Origin of the sequence: Pseudomonas sp. NPDC090208 (assembly GCF_044746785.1) — a bacterium.
GTDB lineage: Bacteria > Pseudomonadota > Gammaproteobacteria > Pseudomonadales > Pseudomonadaceae > Aquipseudomonas.
On record NZ_JBIVCU010000010.1, the window covers coordinates 57131 to 77717 of the forward strand.

18 protein-coding genes and 1 riboswitch are annotated in these 20587 nt (G+C 62.8%); of the genes, 14 read left to right on the forward strand and 4 right to left on the reverse strand.

The window, feature by feature from the left end; genetic code table 11:
* Positions 1-118 precede the first annotated feature (118 nt).
* Positions 119-1465 (reverse strand): PQQ-dependent sugar dehydrogenase, encoded by a 1347-nt coding sequence (locus tag ACIPL0_RS17510; protein ID WP_400592281.1) that lies wholly within the window; start codon positions 1463-1465, stop codon positions 119-121.
* A 126-nt stretch (positions 1466-1591) separates the two neighbouring features.
* Positions 1592-1808: riboswitch (cobalamin riboswitch) on the forward strand.
* A gap of 106 nt (positions 1809-1914) precedes the next feature.
* On the opposite strand from ACIPL0_RS17510, the gene cobO reads away from it, so the two are divergent.
* The 12 genes from cobO (at position 1915) to ACIPL0_RS17570 (ending at position 13091) form a co-directional block, all read left to right on the forward strand.
* On the forward strand, positions 1915-2526 hold the full coding sequence (cobO, locus tag ACIPL0_RS17515) for a cob(I)yrinic acid a,c-diamide adenosyltransferase (protein WP_400592278.1): 612 nt from the start codon (positions 1915-1917) through the stop codon (positions 2524-2526).
* Entirely contained in the window at positions 2523-3818 is a 1296-nt protein-coding gene (locus tag ACIPL0_RS17520) for a cobyrinate a,c-diamide synthase (RefSeq protein ID WP_400592275.1), read from the forward strand. Before cobO ends, ACIPL0_RS17520 begins: the two co-directional genes overlap by 4 nt.
* Positions 3819-3975: 157 nt before the next feature.
* Positions 3976-4626 (forward strand): 5,6-dimethylbenzimidazole synthase, encoded by a 651-nt coding sequence (gene bluB, locus ACIPL0_RS17525; RefSeq protein ID WP_400592273.1) that lies wholly within the window; start codon positions 3976-3978, stop codon positions 4624-4626.
* Positions 4623-5531 (forward strand): adenosylcobinamide-phosphate synthase CbiB, encoded by a 909-nt coding sequence (gene cbiB / locus ACIPL0_RS17530; protein ID WP_400592270.1) that lies wholly within the window; start codon positions 4623-4625, stop codon positions 5529-5531. The genes bluB and cbiB overlap by 4 nt, the downstream gene beginning before the upstream one ends.
* Complete coding sequence (gene cobD / locus ACIPL0_RS17535; protein WP_400592267.1) at positions 5524-6528, forward strand: threonine-phosphate decarboxylase CobD; 1005 nt, start codon at positions 5524-5526, stop codon at positions 6526-6528. The genes cbiB and cobD overlap by 8 nt, the downstream gene beginning before the upstream one ends.
* Positions 6525-8003: a cobyric acid synthase gene (locus ACIPL0_RS17540; protein ID WP_400592265.1), complete on the forward strand. Its 1479-nt coding sequence runs from the start codon at positions 6525-6527 to the stop codon at positions 8001-8003. The genes cobD and ACIPL0_RS17540 overlap by 4 nt, the downstream gene beginning before the upstream one ends.
* Complete coding sequence (gene cobU / locus ACIPL0_RS17545) at positions 8003-8524, forward strand: bifunctional adenosylcobinamide kinase/adenosylcobinamide-phosphate guanylyltransferase (RefSeq protein ID WP_400592262.1); 522 nt, start codon at positions 8003-8005, stop codon at positions 8522-8524. The genes ACIPL0_RS17540 and cobU overlap by 1 nt, the downstream gene beginning before the upstream one ends.
* On the forward strand, positions 8521-9573 hold the full coding sequence (cobT, locus tag ACIPL0_RS17550; RefSeq protein WP_400592259.1) for a nicotinate-nucleotide--dimethylbenzimidazole phosphoribosyltransferase: 1053 nt from the start codon (positions 8521-8523) through the stop codon (positions 9571-9573). Before cobU ends, cobT begins: the two co-directional genes overlap by 4 nt.
* Entirely contained in the window at positions 9570-10142 is a 573-nt protein-coding gene (gene cobC, locus ACIPL0_RS17555) for an alpha-ribazole phosphatase family protein (RefSeq protein ID WP_400592256.1), read from the forward strand. Before cobT ends, cobC begins: the two co-directional genes overlap by 4 nt.
* The gene (locus tag ACIPL0_RS17560) at positions 10143-10874 is read left to right on the forward strand and encodes an adenosylcobinamide-GDP ribazoletransferase (protein WP_400592253.1); all 732 of its coding nucleotides are present in this window, start codon (positions 10143-10145) and stop codon (positions 10872-10874) included.
* Between the two features lie 271 nt (positions 10875-11145).
* Positions 11146-12354 (forward strand): MFS transporter, encoded by a 1209-nt coding sequence (locus tag ACIPL0_RS17565; RefSeq protein WP_400592250.1) that lies wholly within the window; start codon positions 11146-11148, stop codon positions 12352-12354.
* Positions 12355-12539: 185 nt separating this feature from the next.
* Positions 12540-13091 (forward strand): glutathione peroxidase, encoded by a 552-nt coding sequence (locus tag ACIPL0_RS17570; RefSeq protein WP_400592247.1) that lies wholly within the window; start codon positions 12540-12542, stop codon positions 13089-13091.
* Between the two features lie 720 nt (positions 13092-13811).
* Here the strand turns inward: ACIPL0_RS17570 and ACIPL0_RS17575 are convergent.
* From ACIPL0_RS17575 to ACIPL0_RS17585, 3 genes are all read right to left on the reverse strand, one after another.
* A complete protein-coding gene (locus ACIPL0_RS17575) occupies positions 13812-15119 on the reverse strand; it encodes an OmpP1/FadL family transporter (protein WP_400592244.1) in 1308 nt (435 codons plus the stop codon).
* 139 nt (positions 15120-15258) lie between these two features.
* Positions 15259-15750 (reverse strand): hypothetical protein, encoded by a 492-nt coding sequence (locus ACIPL0_RS17580; protein ID WP_400592241.1) that lies wholly within the window; start codon positions 15748-15750, stop codon positions 15259-15261.
* Between the two features lie 280 nt (positions 15751-16030).
* Entirely contained in the window at positions 16031-16255 is a 225-nt protein-coding gene (locus ACIPL0_RS17585) for a hypothetical protein (protein WP_400592239.1), read from the reverse strand.
* A 1081-nt stretch (positions 16256-17336) separates the two neighbouring features.
* Between ACIPL0_RS17585 and rmuC the strand changes: the two genes are divergently transcribed.
* Positions 17337-18701 (forward strand): DNA recombination protein RmuC, encoded by a 1365-nt coding sequence (gene rmuC, locus ACIPL0_RS17590; protein ID WP_400593899.1) that lies wholly within the window; start codon positions 17337-17339, stop codon positions 18699-18701.
* A 335-nt stretch (positions 18702-19036) separates the two neighbouring features.
* The gene (locus ACIPL0_RS17595; RefSeq protein ID WP_400592236.1) at positions 19037-20488 is read left to right on the forward strand and encodes an NCS1 family nucleobase:cation symporter-1; all 1452 of its coding nucleotides are present in this window, start codon (positions 19037-19039) and stop codon (positions 20486-20488) included.
* Positions 20489-20587: the final 99 nt, after the last annotated feature.

Sequence of the window (20587 nt, forward strand, 5' to 3'; positions counted from 1 at the left end):
GTCAGGAATGCATAGTCGTCAGGATTTACTGCCGGTTCCCGGCAGGTCGCAGGGCAAGCCAGCTCCTACAGGGCGCGCGGCGCCCATTGCACAGGCGCCGCATGTGCGAGGCGCCGCGTCATTGGGCTGTATTGCTCGCCTGCACCGTCCGCGCCGCTGTTACCCGCCAGATCACATTGCCGACATCGTCGGCCACCAGCACGCCGCCTTTGTTGTCGTTGACCACCCCCACCGGGCGGCCCTGGGCTTTTTCGTCGGCGTTGAGGAAGCCGGTCAGCAGATCCACCGGGGTGCCGCTCGGCTTGCCGTCCTTGAACGGTACGAACAGCACCTTGTAGCCGCTGTGGGGTTTGCGGTTCCACGAGCCGTGCTGGCCGACGAACAAACCTTCGTTGAACGGCGCCGGCAGCGACTTGCCATCGGCGAACGCCAATCCCAGTGACGCAGTGTGCGGGCCGACCGCGAAGTCCGGGGCGATGGCTTTCTGCACCAGCTCAGGATTCTGTGGCGACACCCGCACATCGACATGCTGGCCGTAATAACTGAACGGCCAGCCATAAAAGGCGCCGTCTTGCACCGAGGTCACGTAATCGGGCACCAGGTCGCTGCCGATTTCGTCACGCTCGTTGACCGCCGTCCACAGCTTGCCGGTGTGCGGGTCCCAATCCATGCCGTTGGGGTTGCGCAGGCCGGAGGCGAATATCCGGTGATTGCCGGTGGCAGCGTCCACTTCCCAGATCGCCGCCCGGCCTTTTTCCGCGTCCAGACCGTTTTCACCGACGTTGCTGTTGGAGCCGACGGTGACATACAGCTTGCTGCCATCAGGACTGGCGATGACGTTCTTGGTCCAGTGGTGATTCAGTGTGCCGCCGGGCAGGTCAGTCACCTTCAGCGGCTCGCCCTTGATCGAGGTGGCGCCGGGTTCGTAGTTGAAACGCAGCAGGCGGTCGGTGTCGGCGACATAGAAATTGTTGCCCACCAGGGCCATGCCGAATGGCGAATTCAGATGGTCGATGAACACCGTACGGGTTTCGGCGACGCCGTCATGGTCCTTGTCGCGCAGCAGGGTGATGCGGTTGGCGCTCGGCACGCCGGCCCCGGCGCGGCCCATGACTTTCTTCATGACCCAGCCACGAATGCCCTTGCCGTCATCGGGTTTGGGCGGGGCGTTGGTTTCCGCCACCAGCACGTCGCCGTTGGGCAGCACGTAGAGCCAGCGCGGGTGATCAAGGTTCTTGGCGAAGGCGGCAACCTGGGTGCCCGGCGCTGCCGTCGGTTTCGCGCCTGTCGGCCAGCCGACTGCCGGGGCGATGTTCACCGTTGGAAACAGCGTCTTGTTCGGTTCCGGCAGCTGCGGCGACGGCCCCATGCCGTCCGCGACCTGCAGCCGGGAAGATTCGCCGCAGGCGGCAAGGCCGGCGGCGAGCAACAACACAACGACAACCTGGGGTCTGAGCGTGAGCATGGTCGATCTCCATTTCGTCGCCACCAGTCGACGGCGTCTTTATGAATAGAGGTGCAGGCGCTGTCGGGGGTTCAATGGCTGAACCGAATCACGGGTTCGATTGACGCTCCGGGGTCAACCCTCTAACCTTCGCCGATTGTTTCAGGTGCCCCGCCAGTCGGGGTGAAACAGGGAAGCCGGTGCGTGACTCGCTGCACCATCCCGGCACTGCCTCCGCAACGGTAAATGAGTCAAGGCCACGCACGGTGCCACTGTGTTTTCGGACATGGGAAGGCGCGTGGCTCGCGCGAAAGTCGCACGTCGCTCATGAGTCCGGAGACCGGCCTGATCCATCCGAACAGCATCACGGAGGGCGATGCTCTGCGCGGGCCCGGCCTTGTCCGGCGCCTGCTGTCAGTCTTTGCCCGCGTCTGCCGTGTGCCACACCTGCCCTCAAGCGGAGAGCTGAGATGAGCGAATCCACCGAACGTGACGAACGCCACCTGGCGCGCATGCTGCGCAAAAAGGCCGTGATCGACGAGCGCATTGCCAGCGCACCCAATGAATGCGGCCTGTTGCTGGTATTGACCGGCAACGGCAAAGGCAAGAGCAGCTCCGCCTTCGGCATGCTCGCCCGGGCGATGGGCCACGGCATGCAGTGCGGCGTGGTGCAGTTCATCAAGGGCCGCAACGCGACCGGCGAAGAACTGTTTTTCCGCCGTTTCCCCGAGCAGGTGCGCTACCACGTCATGGGCGAAGGTTTCACCTGGGAAACCCAGGACCGTCAGCGCGACATCGCTGCTGCCGAAGCCGCCTGGGGGGTGACCCGGCAATTGCTGCAGGACCCGGGCGTCAGTCTGGTGATCCTCGATGAACTGAACATCGCCCTCAAGCATGGCTATCTCGATCTGGATCAGGTGCTCAGCGACCTGCAGGCCCGTCCGCCGATGCAACATGTGGTGATCACCGGGCGTGGCGCGAAACAGGAACTCATTGACCTGTCCGACACCGTGTCGGAAATCGCCATGGTCAAGCACGCGTTTCAGGCCGGTATCAAGGCACAGAAAGGCATCGAACTGTGAGCGAGCCCAGACAGTGTCCCGCGGTGTTGATCGCCGCGCCGGCGTCCGGTCAGGGCAAGACCACCGTGACCGCCGCGCTGGCGCGCCTGCACCGCAATCTGGGGCGCAAGGTCCGCGTCTTCAAGTGCGGGCCGGATTTTCTCGATCCGATGATTCTCGAACGGGCCAGCGGCCATCCGGTGTACCAGTTGGACATGTGGATGGTCGGCGCGGAAGAAAGCCGTCGGCTGCTGTGGGAAGCGGCCGCTGAAGCTGACCTGATCCTCATCGAAGGGGTGATGGGCCTGTTCGACGGCACACCGTCCAGCGCCGATCTGGCCCGGCATTTCGGTGTGCCGGTGCTGGCGGTGATCGACGGCACGGCCATGGCCCAGACCTTCGGCGCCCTGGCGTTAGGACTGGCGCGCTATCAGGCAGACCTGCCGTTTGCCGGTGTACTGGCCAACCGCGTCGGCACCGTGCGCCACGCGCAGTTGCTGGAAGGCAGCCTGACCGAAGGATTGCGCTGGTATGGCGCGCTGTCGCGGGACACCGGTATCGAACTGCCGAGCCGCCACCTGGGCCTGGTGCAAGCCAGCGAGCTGAACGATCTGGATGTGCGTCTGGACGCCGCTGCGGAGGCGCTGGCCAGCACCTGCGACGCGACCTTGCCGCCAGCGGTGACTTTCGCGGCGCCCGATTTTGTGACCCCCGAGCCTTTGCTGGCCGGGGTGCGCATTGCCGTGGCCCATGATGAAGCCTTCGCCTTCACCTACGGCGCCAGCCTCGACCTGTTGCGCAACATGGGCGCCGAGCTGAGCTTTTTCTCGCCGATCCGCGACCGCGAACTGCCACCGGCCGACAGCCTGTACCTGCCCGGAGGTTATCCCGAGTTGCATCACCGGACCCTGGCGCAGAACACCTCGATGCTCGACGCCATCCGTGCTCACCACGCCGCAGGCAAGCCGTTGCTGGCCGAGTGTGGCGGCATGTTGTACCTGCTCGATGCGCTGACCGATGTCGATGGGCAGCGCGCCGAACTGGTCGGCCTGCTCGACGGCGAAGCGGTGATGCAGAAGCGTCTGGCGGCACTGGCGTTGCAGGCGGTGGAGTTGCCGGAAGGCACGCTGCGCGGGCATACCTATCACCATTCCCTGACCAGCACCGAATGGACGCCGATTGCCCGGGGTGTCAGTCCCAACGGCGGGCGCGGCGCCGAGGCGGTGTATCGGCAGGGGCGGATGACGGCCTCGTACGTGCATTTCTATTTCCCGTCGAACCCCCGGGCGATGGCGGCGCTGTTGAAGCCATGACGTTCGCAGCGAAACCTTGTGGGAGCGAATTCATTCGCGATGAGGCATGCCAGGCAATGCGGCTGTATCGAATGCAGCTGTATCGACCGTGCGGACCTCTCGCGAATGAATTCGCTCCCACAGCCGAACCTGCTCATCTGGCAAATGGAGGCTTGTCATGACTGACCACGCCTTCAACGACGCCGAACGCGCGGCGGTGTACCGGGCGATTGCCGAGCGGCGGGACATGCGTCACTTCAGCGGCGGCACGGTGGCACCCGAATTGCTCGCACGTTTGCTGGCGGCGGCCCATCACGCGCCGAGTGTCGGCCTGATGCAGCCATGGCGTTTCATCCGCATCAGCGACCGCGCCTTGCGTGGGCAGATCCAGGCACTGGTCGAGGCCGAACGGGTGCGCACTGCCGAGGCGTTGGGCGAACGCTCCGATGACTTCATGAAACTCAAGGTCGAAGGTATCAACGACTGTGCCGAGGTGCTGGTTGCCGCGCTGATGGACGATCGGGAAAAACACATCTTTGGCCGACGCACCTTGCCGGAGATGGACATGGCGTCGCTGTCCTGCGCGATCCAGAATCTCTGGCTGGCGGCCCGGGCCGAAGGGCTGGGCATGGGCTGGGTGTCGCTGTTCGAACCTCAGGCGCTGGCCGACCTGCTGAAGATGCCAGCCGGTTCAAAGCCCCTGGCGGTACTCTGCCTGGGGCCGGTCAAGGAATTCTATCCGGCGCCGATGCTGGTACTGGAAGGCTGGGCGCAGGAGCGCCCGCTACAGGAACTGCTGTACGAGAACACATGGGGAGTGAATTCATGAGTGTGGCGTTATTGAGTGTCGCCGGGGTTGCGCTGGATGCGCTGCTTGGCGAGCCAAAACGAAACCACCCGCTGGTGGCGTTCGGCAGGTTCGCCGAGCGCATCGAGCAACGTTTCAATGCCGGCGGCCGAGGCTGGCGCAGCCATGGCGTGACCGCCTGGTTTATTGCGGTGATTCCGCTGACCCTGCTGGCCACCGCATTGAGCTGGCTGCCTTGGATCGGCTGGCTGGTGGAGGTGCTGGCGCTGTACTGCGCGCTGGGGCTGCGCAGCCTCGGCGAACATGTCGAGCCGGTGGCGCGCGCGTTGCGTGGCGATGATCTTGAAGAAGCCCGCCGCCGCGTGGGTTATCTGGTCAGCCGCCAGACCTCGGAGCTGGACGCCACTCAGGTCGCCCGTGCCGCCACCGAGTCGGTGCTGGAAAACGGCAGCGACGCGGTGTTCGCGGCGATCTTCTGGTTTGCCGTGCTCGGTGCGCCCGGCGTGGTGCTGTATCGCCTGAGCAATACGCTGGACGCCATGTGGGGCTATCGCAACGAGCGTTTCGAGCGTTTCGGCTGGGCGGCAGCGAAAATCGACGACCTGCTGAACTACATTCCGGCCCGCCTGGTGGCATTGACCTACGCACTGCTCGGCAAGACCCGACTGGCGCTGCGTTGCTGGCGCACTCAGGCGCCGAAATGGGACAGCCCCAACGCCGGGCCGGTGATGGCTGCCGGTGCTGGTGCGCTGGGCGTTGAATTGGGTGGCTCGGCGATCTATCACGGCGAGCTGCACGAACGTGCGCAACTGGGTGAGGGTGTACCGGCCGACGCCGGTTCCATCGATCGTGGCTGGCAACTGGTGCAGCGCGGCGTCTGGCTGTGGCTGCTGATCCTCTGTCTGGGGACTGAATTCTATGCTTGAACACGGCGGGCGGCTGCGGGGTGCGGTAGCGAAATACGGTATCGCGGCGGGCGACTGGCTCGACCTGTCCAGTGGCATCTCACCGTGGTCCTGGCCGATTCCGCCGATCCCGGAGGCGGCCTGGGCGCGCTTGCCGGAAACCGACGACGGCCTGGAAAGTGCCGCCCGCGCCTATTACGGTGCGCCCGATCTGCTGCCGGTGGCCGGCTCGCAAGCCGCGATTCAGGCACTGCCGCGCTTGCGTCAGGCCGGTAAGGTCGGCGTGTTGTCGCCGTGCTATGCCGAACACGCCGAGGCCTGGCGCAGCAACGGTTTTCTGGTACGTGAGGTGCTTGAGCACGAGGTCGAGCGTTTTATCGATGTGCTCGACGTGCTGGTGGTGGTCAACCCGAACAACCCGACCGGCCTGAGCCTGACACCCGAGCGTCTGCTGGAATGGCACTGGCGGCTGGCCCAGCGCGGCGGCTGGCTGGTGGTCGACGAAGCGTTCATGGACAACACCCCGGAGTTGAGCCTGGCGGCAGAAACCCAGCGCCCCGGACTGATTGTCCTGCGTTCGTTCGGCAAGTTCTTTGGCCTGGCCGGCGTGCGCCTGGGCTTTGTGCTGGCCGAATCGCGTTTTCTCAAGGTGCTGGCAAAACAGATTGGCCCGTGGTCGGTCAGCGGACCGACGCGGATTCTCGGTCAGGCGTGCCTGAGCGATATCGAAGGTCACCGCCGGCAAATCGAGCGCACCGGGCAGGCCAGTCAGCGACTGGTCGAGTTGTTGACTCGTCACGGCTTTGCCCCGCAGGGCGGCTGTGCACTGTTTCAGTGGCTGGTTACACCACGGGCCAGCGAGCTTTACGAATTTTGCGCCCGGCGCGGCATTTTGCTGCGCATCTTTGTCACGACCGGACCGCACAACAGCAGCCTGCGCTTCGGCCTGCCCCGCGACGAGGCCGACTGGCAACGGCTGGAACAGGCACTGAGCGATTTTTCCCAGGAGAGCGCATGAGCGTTTCCAGGACCGGCAAAACCCTGATGGTGCAGGGCACTACTTCGGATGCCGGCAAAAGTACCCTCGTCACCGCACTGTGCCGCTGGCTGACCCGCCAGGGCGTGCGCACGGTGCCATTCAAACCGCAGAACATGGCGCTCAACAGCGCGGTCACCGCCGACGGCGGCGAGATTGGCCGGGCCCAGGCGGTGCAGGCGCAGGCCTGCGGTCTGGCACCGCACACCGACATGAACCCGGTGCTGCTCAAACCCAACAGCGACACGGGCGCGCAGGTGATCATTCACGGTCGCGCGGTGACCACCATGAATGCCGTGGCCTATCACGACTACAAGGCCATCGCCATGCAGGCGGTGCTGGCTTCGCACAAGCGGTTGAGCGAAGGCTGGCCGGTGGTGATGGTCGAAGGCGCAGGCTCGCCAGCGGAAATCAACCTGCGTGCCGGCGATATCGCCAACATGGGCTTCGCCGAAGCGGTGGACTGCCCGGTGCTGCTGGTGGCCGACATCAATCGCGGCGGCGTCTTTGCCCATCTGGTCGGCACCCTGGAGTTGCTGTCACCCAGCGAACAGGCGCGGGTCAAAGGCTTCATCATCAACCGTTTCCGTGGCGACATCGCCTTGCTGCAGCCGGGCCTCGACTGGCTGGAACAACGCACCGGCAAGCCGGTGGTCGGCGTGCTGCCGTATGTCATGGACCTGCATCTGGAGGCCGAAGACGGCCTCGATCAGCGCCAGACCGACAAGGCCGAGCAGGTGCTGAACGTGGTGGTGCCTGTGCTGCCGCGCATCAGCAACCACACCGATTTCGACCCGCTGCGCCTGCACCCGCAGGTCAATCTGCAATTCATCGGGCCGGGGCAGGCAATTCCACCGGCCGACCTGATCATCCTGCCGGGCTCGAAAAGCACCCGCAGCGATCTGGCCTACCTGCGCAACAATGGCTGGGAGCAGGCGATCCAGCGCCATCTGCGCTACGGCGGCAAGCTGTTGGGCATTTGCGGCGGTTTGCAGATGCTCGGCGAAGAACTGCATGACCCGCTCGGGCTGGAAGGCCCGGCCGGCTCCAGCCCGGGCCTTGGCCTGTTGGCAATGAGCACGGTGCTGGGGCCGGAAAAACAGCTGCGCAACGTCACTGGCCGGTTGAGCCTGGAAGAGGCGGAAGTCAGCGGCTATGAAATTCATGCCGGGGTGACGACCGGACCGGCACTGGAAAACCCCTTGGTCCACCTCAGCGACGGCCGTTGCGACGGTGCGCGCAGTGCCGACGGGCAAGTGCTCGGCACCTACCTGCACGGCCTGTTCGAACAACCGGCGTCGAGCAGTGCGCTACTGCGCTGGGCCGGGCTGAACGACGTCGAGCAGGTCGATTACCACGCCCTGCGCGAACGCGATATCGAACGGCTGGCCGATCTGGTGGAAAAACACCTGGACGGCAAGCTGCTGCGTGAACTCTGCGGTCTGGAGCAACCCTGATGCTGCAACTGATTCTGGGCGGTGCGCGCTCCGGTAAAAGCCGGCTGGCGGAAAAGCTCGCCAGCGACGGCGGCCTGGAGGTGATCTACATCGCCACCAGTCAGCCGCTGGACGGCGAGATGAACCAGCGCGTGGCGCTGCACCGGCAGCGTCGTCCGGCCGAGTGGGGGCTGGTTGAAGAGCCCGTCGAACTGGCCCGTGTATTGACGGAAAACGCTGGGGAAGGCCGCTGCCTGCTGGTGGATTGCCTGACCCTGTGGCTGACCAATCTGCTGATGCTGGACGATCCGCAGCGACTGGCGCAGGAGCGCGAAGCCTTGTTGAACGGCCTGGCGCAACTGCCGGGCGAGATCATTTTCGTCAGCAACGAAACCGGGCTGGGCGTGGTGCCCCTCGGCGAGCTGACCCGCCGTTACGTCGATGAGGCCGGCTGGCTGCATCAGGCACTGGCCGAGCGTTGCCAGCGCGTGGTGTTCACCGTCGCCGGACTGCCCATGACTTTAAAAGGATCCGCACTATGAGTAATGCCTGGTGGCTCGAACCGGCCCGGGAAATCAACCCGTCCAGTCGCGAGCAGGCGCTGGCCCGCCAGCAACAACTGACCAAGCCTGCCGGGTCTTTGGGCCAACTTGAGGCGGTGGCGGTGCAACTGGCCGGTTTGCAAGGGCGCGAGAAGCCGGCGGTGGATAAGGTCTGGATCGCCATTTTTGCCGGCGACCACGGCGTGGTCGAAGAGGGCGTGTCGGCCTATCCGCAGGCGGTCACCGGGCAGATGCTGCACAACTTCATCATGGGCGGCGCGGCCATCAGCGTGCTGGCCAGGCAACTGGCGGCACAGCTGGACGTGGTCGATCTCGGCACCGTCTCGCCGTTGAACCTGCCGGGCGTGCGCCACCTCAATCTGGGTGCCGGCACGGCCAACTTCGCACGCGGCGAAGCCATGACCCAGGCGCAACTGGAGCAGGCGCTGCAAGGCGGCCGTGACAGCGTGCTGCGGGCCAAGGCTGCTGGCAGCGAGCTGTTCATCGGTGGCGAAATGGGCATCGGCAACACCACGGCAGCCAGCGCCGTGGCCTGTTCGCTGCTCAAGTGCGCGGCGACCTTGCTGGTCGGTCCCGGCACCGGCCTCGATGCCCAGGGCGTCAATCACAAGGCTGATGTCATCGAGCGCGCCTTGCAGCTGCATGCCGCGCAATCCGGCGATGCGCTGGGCAGCCTGCGCGCACTGGGCGGTTTTGAAGTGGCGGCGCTGGTCGGCGCCTATCTGGCCTGCGCTCAGGAAGGCATCGTGGCGCTGGTCGACGGCTTCATTTGCACAGTGGCGGCACTGGTTGCGGTACAGCTCAATCCGTCGTGCCGGCCGTGGTTGCTGTTCGGTCACCGGGGCGCCGAGCCGGGCCATCGCCATGTGCTGGAAACGCTGCAGGCCGAACCGTTGCTGGAACTGGGCCTGCGCCTGGGCGAAGGCAGTGGTGCAGCGCTGGCGGTGCCATTGCTGCGCCTGGCCTGCGAGCTGCACAACGGCATGGCGACCTTCGCCGAAGCTGCGGTGGCGGACCGCCCGGCATGACCTTGCGCCTGGATCTGCTGCGTCACGGTGAGACCGAGCTGGGTGGCGGCCTGCGTGGCAGCCTTGACGATGCGCTGACCGACACCGGCTGGCAGCAGATGCAGGCGGCAGTGGCCGAAGCCGGTCCTTGGGACCGCATTGTCAGTTCGCCTTTGCAGCGTTGCGCGCGGTTCGCCGAACGGCTGGCGCTACAGCATGGCCTGCCGCTGCAACAGGAGCCTGATCTGCAAGAGCTGCATTTCGGCGACTGGGAGGGGAAAAGCCCTGCGCAGTTGATGGAAACCGATGCCGACGCGCTTGGGCAGTTCTGGAGCGACCCTTATGGCTTCACGCCGTCGAACGGCGAGCCGGTGCTGGCGTTTGCCCAGCGTGTGCTGGGGGCCGTGCAGCGTTTGCAGCAGGCCCATGACGGCGAGCGGATTCTGCTGATCAGCCATGGCGGGGTGATGCGCCTGTTGCTGGCGCAGGCCCGTGGTCTGCCACGCGAGCAGTTGTTGCAGGTGATCGTCGGCCATGGCGGTCTGTTTGGTTTGCAGGTGGCAGCCGATGGCCGGCTGACGGAGGTCTGAATGCTGCCGTTCTGGATCGCCCTGCAATTTCTTGGCAGCCTGCCGATTCGCCTGCCCGGTATGCCGGAGCCTCGCGAACTGGGGCGCTCGCTGCTGTTTTATCCGTTGGTGGGGCTGTTGTTCGGCAGCCTGTTGATGGCGCTGAACCTGTTGCTCGACGGGCGCCCGTCCATGTTGCACGCCGCCTTGTTGCTGGCGGCCTGGGTGTTGCTCAGCGGCGGCCTGCACCTGGATGGACTGGCTGACAGCGCCGACGCCTGGCTCGGCGGTTTCGGTGACCGCGAACGTACCCTGACCATCATGAAAGACCCGCGCAGCGGCCCGATTGCCGTGGTCACACTGGTGATCGTGCTGCTGCTGAAATTCACCGCGCTGCTGGCGCTGATCGAGGCGCACCCTGGCGTCGGCCTGCTGCTGGCGCCGGTGATCGGTCGGGCAGCGCTGCTGGCGTTGTTCATCAATACACCGTATGTGCGCGCGGGTGGCCTGGGTCAGGCGCTGGCTGATCACTTGCCGCGGGGTGCGGGGATTCAGGTGCTGGTAGTGACGGCGCTGGGCTGTGTGCTGCTCGGCGGTTGGAGTGGCGTGTCAGCGCTGGCGGCTGCGGCGCTCGGTTTCGTGTTCCTGCGCCACCTGATGATCAAACGCCTGGGTGGCACCACGGGCGATACCGCCGGCGCAATGCTGGAGCTGCTGGAAATGCTGGTATTGGTGGTGCTGGCGTTAGCGTAGTCCTGATATTGATACGCCCTTGTGGGAGGGAGCCCTGCTCGCGAATGCGTCAAACCAGGCACTGCAATGGTGTCGGGATATTGCCTTCGCGAGCAGGGCTCCCTCCCACGGCATCGCATTCTGATTGTGATCCATGCTCGGCGCGAATCTGCCATGTCCGTCGGCGCCACCTGAATTGACAGCCTGCCACCCCGCGCGTAGCGTCCGCTGATTGCGACTTGTTGGCATATACGCCTATCCGTCGCGCATCGATGATTTCGGGAGAACAACAATGACATCGGTCTGGCGTACCAGTGGCTGGATTCTATTGGGCAGCGCGTTGATTCTGGCGCTGTCGCTGGGTACGCGGCACGGTTTCGGCCTGTTCCTGCCGCCCATGAGTGCGCAGTTCGGCTGGGGCCGGGAAGTGTTTGCTTTCGCCATCGCCTTGCAGAACCTGATCTGGGGGCTGGCGCAGCCGTTCACTGGTGCCCTGGCCGATCGTTTCGGCGCCGCGCGGGTGGTGTTGATCGGCGGCGTGCTTTACGCCGTGGGGCTGGTGCTGATGAGCATGGCCGATTCGCCGACCAGCCTGTCCCTGAGCGCCGGCCTGTTGATCGGCATCGGCCTGTCCGGCACCACCTTCTCCATCATTCTCGGCGTGGTCGGCCGCGCGCTGCCGGCAGAGAAACGCAGCATGGGCATGGGGCTGGCGAGCGCCGCCGGCTCGTTCGGCCAGTTCGCCATGTTGCCGGGCACTTTGGGGCTGATCGGCTGGCTCGGCTGGTCGCTGGCACTGGTCGCGTTGGGCCTTCTGGTGGCGTTCATTCTGCCGCTGGTGGCGATGCTCAAGGACAAACCGATCCCGCCCCGTGTCGGCGAACAGACGCTGCGCGAGGCGCTGCATGAGGCCTGCACCCATTCGGGATTCTGGCTGCTGGCCTTCGGCTTTTTCGTCTGCGGTTTTCAGGTGGTGTTTATCGGTGTGCATCTGCCGGCTTATCTGGTCGACCAGCATCTGCCGGCGACGGTCGGCACCACCGTGCTGGCGCTGATCGGTCTGTTCAATATCTTCGGCACCTACGTTGCTGGCTGGCTCGGTGGGCGCATGTCCAAGCCGCGCCTGCTGACCGCGCTGTATCTGCTGCGAGCGCTGGTGATCGCGTTGTTCCTGTGGGCGCCGCTGACCCAGGTCACGGCGTATCTGTTCGGCATCGCCATGGGCCTGCTGTGGCTGTCGACGGTGCCGTTGACCAATGGCACCGTGGCGACCCTGTTCGGCGTGCGTAACCTGTCGATGCTCGGCGGTATCGTCTTCCTGTTCCACCAGTTGGGTGCCTTCCTTGGCGGCTGGCTGGGCGGGGTGGCGTACGACCACACCGGCAACTATGACCTGATCTGGCATGTCTCGATTGCCCTCAGCCTGATGGCGGCGGCGCTGAACTGGCCGGTGCGTGAGCGCCCTGTGGAGCGTCTGCAGAACCAGGCGGTGGCGCTGTGATCAGGCTGGCTCCGTGGATCGGCGCTGCCTTGCTGATCCTGGCGCTGCTGGCGTTGACCTGGTGGGGCTGGCAGCGCGTCGGGCTCGGAGCGTTGCAGTTGGGCATGTCCTGCTAGGCATTCGCCGGCATGGGGAGTAGCGTGTCTTCAACGACTCGACTTCACCAATCCGGGATGGATGCCGTCATGACAATTCGCTGGATCTGCGTACCTTTCCTGCTTCTGGCCATGGGCGGCTCTGCCATGGCTGCCGACTGCCCACCGTTGCTGCAAGGCGATCTGCCCAAGCTTCGGGCCAAACAGGACATCGACCTGTGCAAACAGTTTTCCGGCAAGCCGATGCTGGTGGTCAACACTGCCAGCTTCTGCGGCTTCGCCCCGCAGTTCAAAGGCTTGGAGGCGCTCAACCAACGCTTCAAAGGCAAAGGGCTGGAAGTGCTGGGCGTGCCATCGGACGACTTCAAGCAGGAGTCCAACGACTCTTCCGAGACCGCCAAGGTCTGTTACGTGAACTACGGCGTGACCTTCACCATGACCGAGCCACAACCGGTGCGCGGTTCGGATGCGATCAACCTGTTCAAGGTGCTGGCGGAGCAAAGCAATGCGCCGCGCTGGAATTTCTATAAATATGTCGTGGACCGCAAAGGCAACGTCGTCGCCAGCTTTTCCAGCAAGACCACACCGGATGACCCGGCGCTGATCTCGGCGATCGAGCAGGCGATTGCGTCGAAGCCCTGAGTGCGCGCTTGCTGGCGTCATCGCTGGCAAGTCAGGCGGCTACAGGGCTGGGTAACACCGATCTACTGTGGGAGCGAATTCATTCGCGATGAGCATTCAGCCGATACGAAAGCGTCGTCAGGAGTGCCGCATCGCGAATGAATTCGCTCCCACAGTTTTTTGGGGTGCTTGGCGAACTTCAGCACGCCGCCAAAACCCGTAGCAGTCCGGCTTGCCGGCGATGGCGATCTTGAGGACACCTTCGCGGGCGAGCTCGCTCCCACAGAGAGTGTGTGTTTCGCGCTTTTGATCTGGCTTTTGATCTTGGGGCCCGTCCCAGAAGGCCGAACGCAGGCGATGTGGAGTGGGTCGAGCGGCATGGATGCCGCGAGAGCCGCGTGGGCCATGGATGGCCCATTCGTGGCGTGCCCACGGAGCGTCGCCGGAGTGAGGGAACACCGAGCATTGGCGAGGTGCCGTATGGCGGGGTAAGAAGCCCTTGGTTACTTGGGGCTTTTCCAAGTAACTCGCCGCCAGGCGAAACAGGGCTGCGTTAGCAGACCATGCAACCTGTCAGGCACACCGCATGCATAGGATTTACGACGACTGCGTCGCCGATCGCGGGCAAGCGCGCTCCTACAGAGCGGAGCAATCCGGTCCTCAAAGAAAAACCCCGCAGCCATCGCTGGCTGCGGGGTTTTCTGTATGGCGGACCGGTGATGGCCGGTCCCGCCAACTGCATCAGAAGCGGTAGGTCAGGCCCAGGCCGAAACCGTTGGCGCTGTTGTCGTACTTGGACGAGTAACGCTGACCCAGTGCGTTGGTGCGGTTGATCTTGACGGTCTCTTCATCCAGGTAGGAGTAAGCGACGTCAATGGTGATGTCTTCGGTCGGGCTGTAGCCAGCGCCGATGCTGAAGATGGTGCGGTCACCGGTCGGGATGCGTGGCGAACGATCAGTGTTGTTGGTTGGCGACTGGTCGAAAGTCAGACCGGTACGCAGTACCCACTGCTTGTTCAACTGGTAGGACGTACCCACGGCATAAGCCCAGGTGTCGTGCCAGTTCTGCTCTTCGGTGATGGTGCCGACCAGAGCCGGCGCTGCAACGCCGCCGACTGCCGGGATCACGCCGGAGTTTTTCACGGTGATGTCTTTCAGGCGGCTCCAGCGGGTCCAGGCGGAACCGGCGTAGAGTTTCCAGTCGTCGGTCAGCTTCTGGGTGATCGAGAAGTCCACGGACTCAGGCGTGTCCAGGCTCAGCTTGGCGTCGTAGCGTGCACTGTTCAGCAGCGGAGCCGGGACGCCGGCGCCTGTGCGCACTTCGGTGTGGCCGTCGAGCTTGTAGGTGACTTTCGAGTGATAGGTCAGGCCTACGCTGGTGCTGTCGGTGGCTTGAACCAGCAGGCCGACGTTGAAGCCGTAGCCGACGTCATCGCCCTTGACCTGGACACGACCGTCGCCGGAAGGACGACCGGTGACCGGCAGGGTCAGGCCGCTGACGTTCAGGGTCGATTCCAGTGCACCGGAGATACGGTTGATGGTCGGGCCGAAACCGATCGACACCTTGTCGTTGAAGGCGTAGCTGACGGTCGGCTGGAAGGTCACGACCTTGACGATGCTCTTGCTGCCGAAGTTCTGGCCCTGGAAGCTGCTTTCGTAGTCGGTGACCAGACCGTACGGTGCGTAAACACCCAAGCCGAAGGCCCAGTGATCGTCGATCGGGTTGACGTAGAAACCCATCGGCACGGCAGTGAATGGAACCATGTCGCCCTTGTTGGTCCCGGCGTGGGTACCACTGGCGTCGGAGATGTCAGTCTTGGCATCGATCGCTGCAACGCCCACAGTCACTTGCTGGCGTTTGAGGCGCGACATGCCGGCCGGGTTGCCGTAAACGGTGCTGGCATCGTCGGCTGCAGAGGAGCGACCGGCATAACCGGTACCCATGCCGCTGATGCTTTGTTCGTTGAGGGCGAAACCGGATGCGAAAATCTGGGTGGAGGCGAGGGTGATGGCGAGACTGAGGCTGGATTTGATCATTGTTTTTTTCATTGTTAGAACTCCTTGTTGATCACCGCGCGGAAATTACCAATATTTTTCATAACGCGCTATAGGCTGGATCACGCGAGTTAGAGCAGTTTTTGTAGGACAATCCTGAAAATTCGCTGCCATGTTCAGAGAAACTGCCAAGTCACAAAATGGCTGGTTCGGCCTGAAACAGGGGCGCAATCGAGGTGTGCCAGGCACGTGTGAAGTCCTGCAGACGGCCTTTGGGGTGAAATATCTGGCGCCAAATTCGCGCCATTCCCAACAGGTCATTTTCGGCGGGGAGGGGGAGGTGACTGGCTTCGACCATCAGCCAGGCAATTGCAGTGGAATAACGCAGATTGACGGTGAGTTCCAGATCCGGCCCGCTGAAAAACGCATGTTGACTGGCCAGGCCTCTTACCAGGCTGGCAAGGTCCGGATCGCGGGCCAAGTAGTTGTCCCACAGCTGCTGATGGCTCAGATCGGGAATGCTGTACAGGCCGTGGCCGCGCTGGCTGTCCAGCTCGGCACCGAGGGCGGATTGACTGGCGGCAACCGCCAGCAGGCAACATTCTGCGGCGGGTTGGTGGCGTCCGAGGTAGATCAGCGTGGGGCGGATCACATAACGGCGCAATTCACTGGCAGCAATTCCCATGACACCCTCGGGAAACGAAATGAGCCGGCGAGCCCTGGCGCTTGGCAGCAGTGGATGGAGTACGGGCCCACCGGAAGCGGCTCAGACCGCTTGACTTGAAGTGTAGTGTCATATGTTCGGCGTAAAGGGCTGTTTTTAAAATATTTCCCGATTTACTTCCGCGCGCATATATCGGATGGCGATTAAACGGATTGTTTTTCTGCAAGAAAAACAGGCACAAAAAAAACCCCGCTGTTTAAAGCGGGGCTTTTTGCGAAACACTGTTTGCCGACGAACGGTATCAGGCGGTCAGCGCCTGGCGCGTGCGGTCGATCACAGCCTGCAGCGGTTCCGGGCTGGAGTACTGGTCGGGGTACAGGCGTTCGCTGTGACGGGCAATGCCGTGCTCGTTGACGAGGGTAAAGCTGAAGCAGCCCTTGCGTGCGGCCATGATCAGGCAGTTCATCGGTGCAAAGGCGTTGGTGAGGGTGCGGATAGCATCCTGGGTCTGGTGTTGAGTAGTCATGTTGTGGTGTTTCCTGAATCGACACGCAAATAGAGGCGTGCAAACTAAAAACGTTCCAGTAAACGCGGGCGGTCGCTCGAATGCGAGTCGAAGGCTGGGCGCAGAACCTGTCTGGAACAAGAGCAGCCAGTTGAAGCGCGGTAATTGTGTGGCGCTGGGCTGACCGGTAGGTACTTCGGAGGGCAGGCATCACGACAGGAGCAAAGGTTCAGTGCTCGAGGTGAAGATCCTGATCAATTTGCAGGCTGGTTTGAGCAGGCCATGATCAACCGCGCGCCTTGTGCCTGTCTGGCATGGCCGGTTGGGTACATGTCTGGAAACCATCGAGGTGGCCGGTCCTTTTTTCGATTCCACCTGCGCGACGGCAGTGTGAACTCGGAGGATGTGTCCGACCAGAATTGACTTTCAGCTTGGTACTAACGGCGGGCACTTTACCTGATCGATTGGCGAAAGGAAAGCCGGAGAGACGAAATACCTGTCGAGCAGCACTCAACACGGCGTTTGTGTAAATCAGGCGTTACAACAGGAATGATGGCTTTTTGGGTGGCGAACTGCCGCGATTTTGTCCAGAGAATGACCATTATGACCTTTTGAAAGGCTTGCTATAGCCAATCGAAATTGACTTGTGCACATTGAACCGGCCATCAGCCGTGCCACTGCCACATTGAGTCATAACAGGTTGATTTCATGTAGCGATTTATTAAGTCAATGAAAATCATCGCTTTTTTTCGTTGGTGAAAAAATCGTCAGTTTGAACGCAGGCCCCATTCTGCCTGCGTTTGCGGGGGTTGGAGGGGCGTTGTCCACTGAGTTATCCACAGGATCTGTGGATTGTCCCCGGCGCTTGCTCTAGCACGCGTTTCAGCACTTTTAAAGCTGATCGATCCGTTTATATGCAAGCGGATCTGACGTCATCGTCGGTTCTGCGCATAATGCCGCGCATGCACGATGGAGGTGGGGAAACGTGATGGCTTTTGACCTGACCAGCCTGTTGCTGGGATTGGGGGCGGCGGCGTTGCCGTTGCTGGCGTTGGCCTGGCAGCAACAGCGTCGGCTGACGCAGCGCGAGGCTGACTCGCTGTTGCTTGACGAGCGACTGAGCCAGGCGCAAATGGCGCAGGACGGGCTCAATGCCCAGCTCGACGCCTGCCGCGACGAGATCAGCGATCTGGGCCAGGCCAATAGTGTGAAGCAGGCGGATCTGGCGGCATTGCGGCGTGAAGTCGAGTTGCTGCGCCAGCAGCACGACGCCGCGCGCGAAGCGCAGGACGACTGGAGTCGCGAACGCGGCGTCAAAGAGGCGGAGCTGCGTCGCCTGGATGCGCAATGCGCCTCGCTCAACGCCGAGCTGCGCGAGCAACAGGACAGCCATCAGCAACGCCTGAACGATCTGCAAGGCTCGCGGGATGAGTTGCGGGCGCAGTTCGCCGAACTGGCCGGCAAGATCTTCGACGAGCGCGAGCAGCGGTTCGCGGAAACCAGCCAGCAGCAACTAGGGCAACTGCTCACGCCGTTGAAGGAGCGCATTCAGTCGTTCGAAAAACGCGTGGAGGAGAGCTATCAGCAGGAGGCGCGGGAGCGTTTCTCGTTGGGCAAAGAACTGGAGCGGTTGCAACAGCTCAACCAGCGCCTGAGTGATGAGGCGACCAATCTGACTCGGGCCCTTAAAGGCCAGAAAACCCAAGGCAACTGGGGTGAGCTGATTCTGGAACGGGTGCTGGAGCATGCCGGGCTGGAAAAAGGCCGCGAATACCAGACCCAGGTCAGCCTCAAAGGCCCTGATGGCGAGCGTTTCCAGCCAGACGTGCTGATCATGTTGCCGGGCGACAAGCAGGTGGTGGTCGACGCCAAGGTCAGCCTGACCGCCTATCAGCAATTTGTCGGGGCGCAAGACGAGGTGATCGCCCAAGCGGCGCTGAAACAGCACGTGCAATCACTGCGCAACCACGTCAAAGGCCTGTCCGGCAAGGACTACAAACGTCTTGAAGGCTTGCACAGCCTGGATTTCGTGTTGCTGTTCGTGCCTATAGAAGCGGCGTTTTCCGCAGCGCTGCAAGCCGAGCCGACGATGTTTCAGGAGGCTTTCGACCGCAACATCGTCATCGTCAGCCCGACCACGTTGCTGGCCACGTTGCGGGTCATCGACAGCTTGTGGAAGCAGGAAAGACAGAGCCAGAACGCCCGGGAAATCGCCGAGCGGGCAGGGTGGCTGTACGACAAATTCGTGCTGTTTATCCAGGACCTGGACGAGGTCGGCAATCGTCTGCAGCAATTGGACAAGGCCTACGGCGCGGCACGCAACAAGCTGGTCGAAGGGCGTGGCAACCTGGTCAGCCGTAGCGAGCAGTTGAAATTGCTGGGCGCGCGGGCCAGCAAGAACCTGCCGGCGGATCTACTGGAACGGGCCATGACCGATGAGGATGGTCTGATGCAATTGCCGGAGTGATGCCGGTATTTCTCACCTCTGCAAAAAAGGACAATACGAGTATTTTTTTGTATACATCGTATTGTCCTGTCTTCTTTCTACTGGATCCGTGTACCAAAACGCACCTTGAGCAGGCATGGCTGCACTGTCTGCGGGCGTTGATCTGATCCTTCGCCTGCTTCTTGATCCCTACAGATGTTCCCGAAAGCCTGTTGTGGTGCAGCTTTGCGCGCATCGAACAGGCGATGGCACGCATTCTGCCTATTGGTTCGTATACAACTCACGCTTGCTCCCGTACGCAGTGTGGCCTGAAGGCAAGGTGCGGGGGCCAGCCTGTTCATACAGGGAGAAATGCGATGACCGAGCCAGTGCCACAGGGCTACAGCCCCCGCTTGTACAACCAGGACCTGGGGCCGCTGCCGCAGAAGTGGACCTGGTACAACATTTTTGCGTTCTGGATGAGTGATGTGCACAGCGTCGGCGGCTATGTCTTCGCCGCCAGCCTTTTCGCCCTGGGCCTTGCCAGTTGGCAGGTGCTGATCGCCTTGCTGGTGGGGATCTGCATCATTCAGGTGATTGCCAATCTGCTGGCCAAGCCCAGCCAACAGGCTGCCGTGCCTTATCCGGTGATCTGTCGGCTGGCTTTTGGCGTGTTCGGGGCGAACATTCCGGCGGTGATTCGCGGTCTGATCGCGGTGGCCTGGTACGGTGTGCAGACGTATCTGGCCTCCAGTGCGCTGATCGTGGTGGTGCTGCGCTTTTTTCCGAGCATGGCGGTGTACGCCGAGCCGCACTTCGCCGGCCTGTCGTATCTGGGCTGGTTCGGCTTTCTGGCGCTGTGGCTGGTGCAGGCGGCGGTGTTCTGGACCGGCATGGACTCGATCCGTCGCTTCATCGACTGGGCGGGACCTGTGGTGTACGCGGTGATGTTTCTGTTGGCGGGCTGGATTGTCTGGAAAGCCGGCTGGGCCAACATCAGCTTCACCCTGTCGGAGAAATCGCTGACAGGCTGGGAGGCGTTTTCCCAAGTGATCATGGCCACCGCGCTGGTGGTGTCGTATTTCTCCGGGCCGACGCTCAATTTCGGCGATTTCAGCCGTTATTGCCGGAGCATGTCGGAAGTTCGCCGCGGCAACTTCTGGGGCCTGCCGGTCAACTTCCTGGCCTTTTCGCTGGTCACGGTGGTGATTGTCTCCGGCACGCTGCCGGTGTTCGGCGAGATGCTCCACGACCCGATCGCGACGGTGGCGCGCATCGACAATGACGTCGCCGTGTTGCTCGGCGCCTTTGCCTTCGTCACCGCGACCATCGGCATCAATATCGTCGCCAACTTCGTCTCGCCGGCATTCGATTTCGCCAACGTTGCGCCGAGCAAGATCAGTTGGCGTGTCGGCGGCATGATCGCTGCCGTGGCGTCGATCTTCATCACCCCGTGGAACCTGTTCAACAACCCGCAGGTGATCCACTACACCCTGGACGTGCTGGCCGCGTTCATCGGCCCGCTGTTCGGCATCCTGCTGGTGGATTACTACCTGATCAAAAAGCAGCAGATCGATGTCGATGCATTGTTCAACGACGGTCCGAGCGGGCGTTACTGGTACAACGGTGGGGTCAACTACACCGCGGTCAAGGCGTTGGTACTGGCGACGCTGGCGGGCATCGCGATCACCTTCGTGCCGGCCTTGCAGCCGATGGCCAACTTCGCCTGGTTCACCGGCTGCTTCCTCGGCGGGGCGCTGTTCTATCTGTTTGCCCGCCGCAGCCAGGCCCACGAAGGGTTGGCGGGTGCCCCGGCCGTCACCGGCTGAGGAGGCTACCGCCGGTCGCTCGCGACGACCTGTTCAGGCTGCGGACAGGTCAGAAGGTAAAGAACGGGAAAATTTTTGCCGCGACACTTGGTAGCAGGC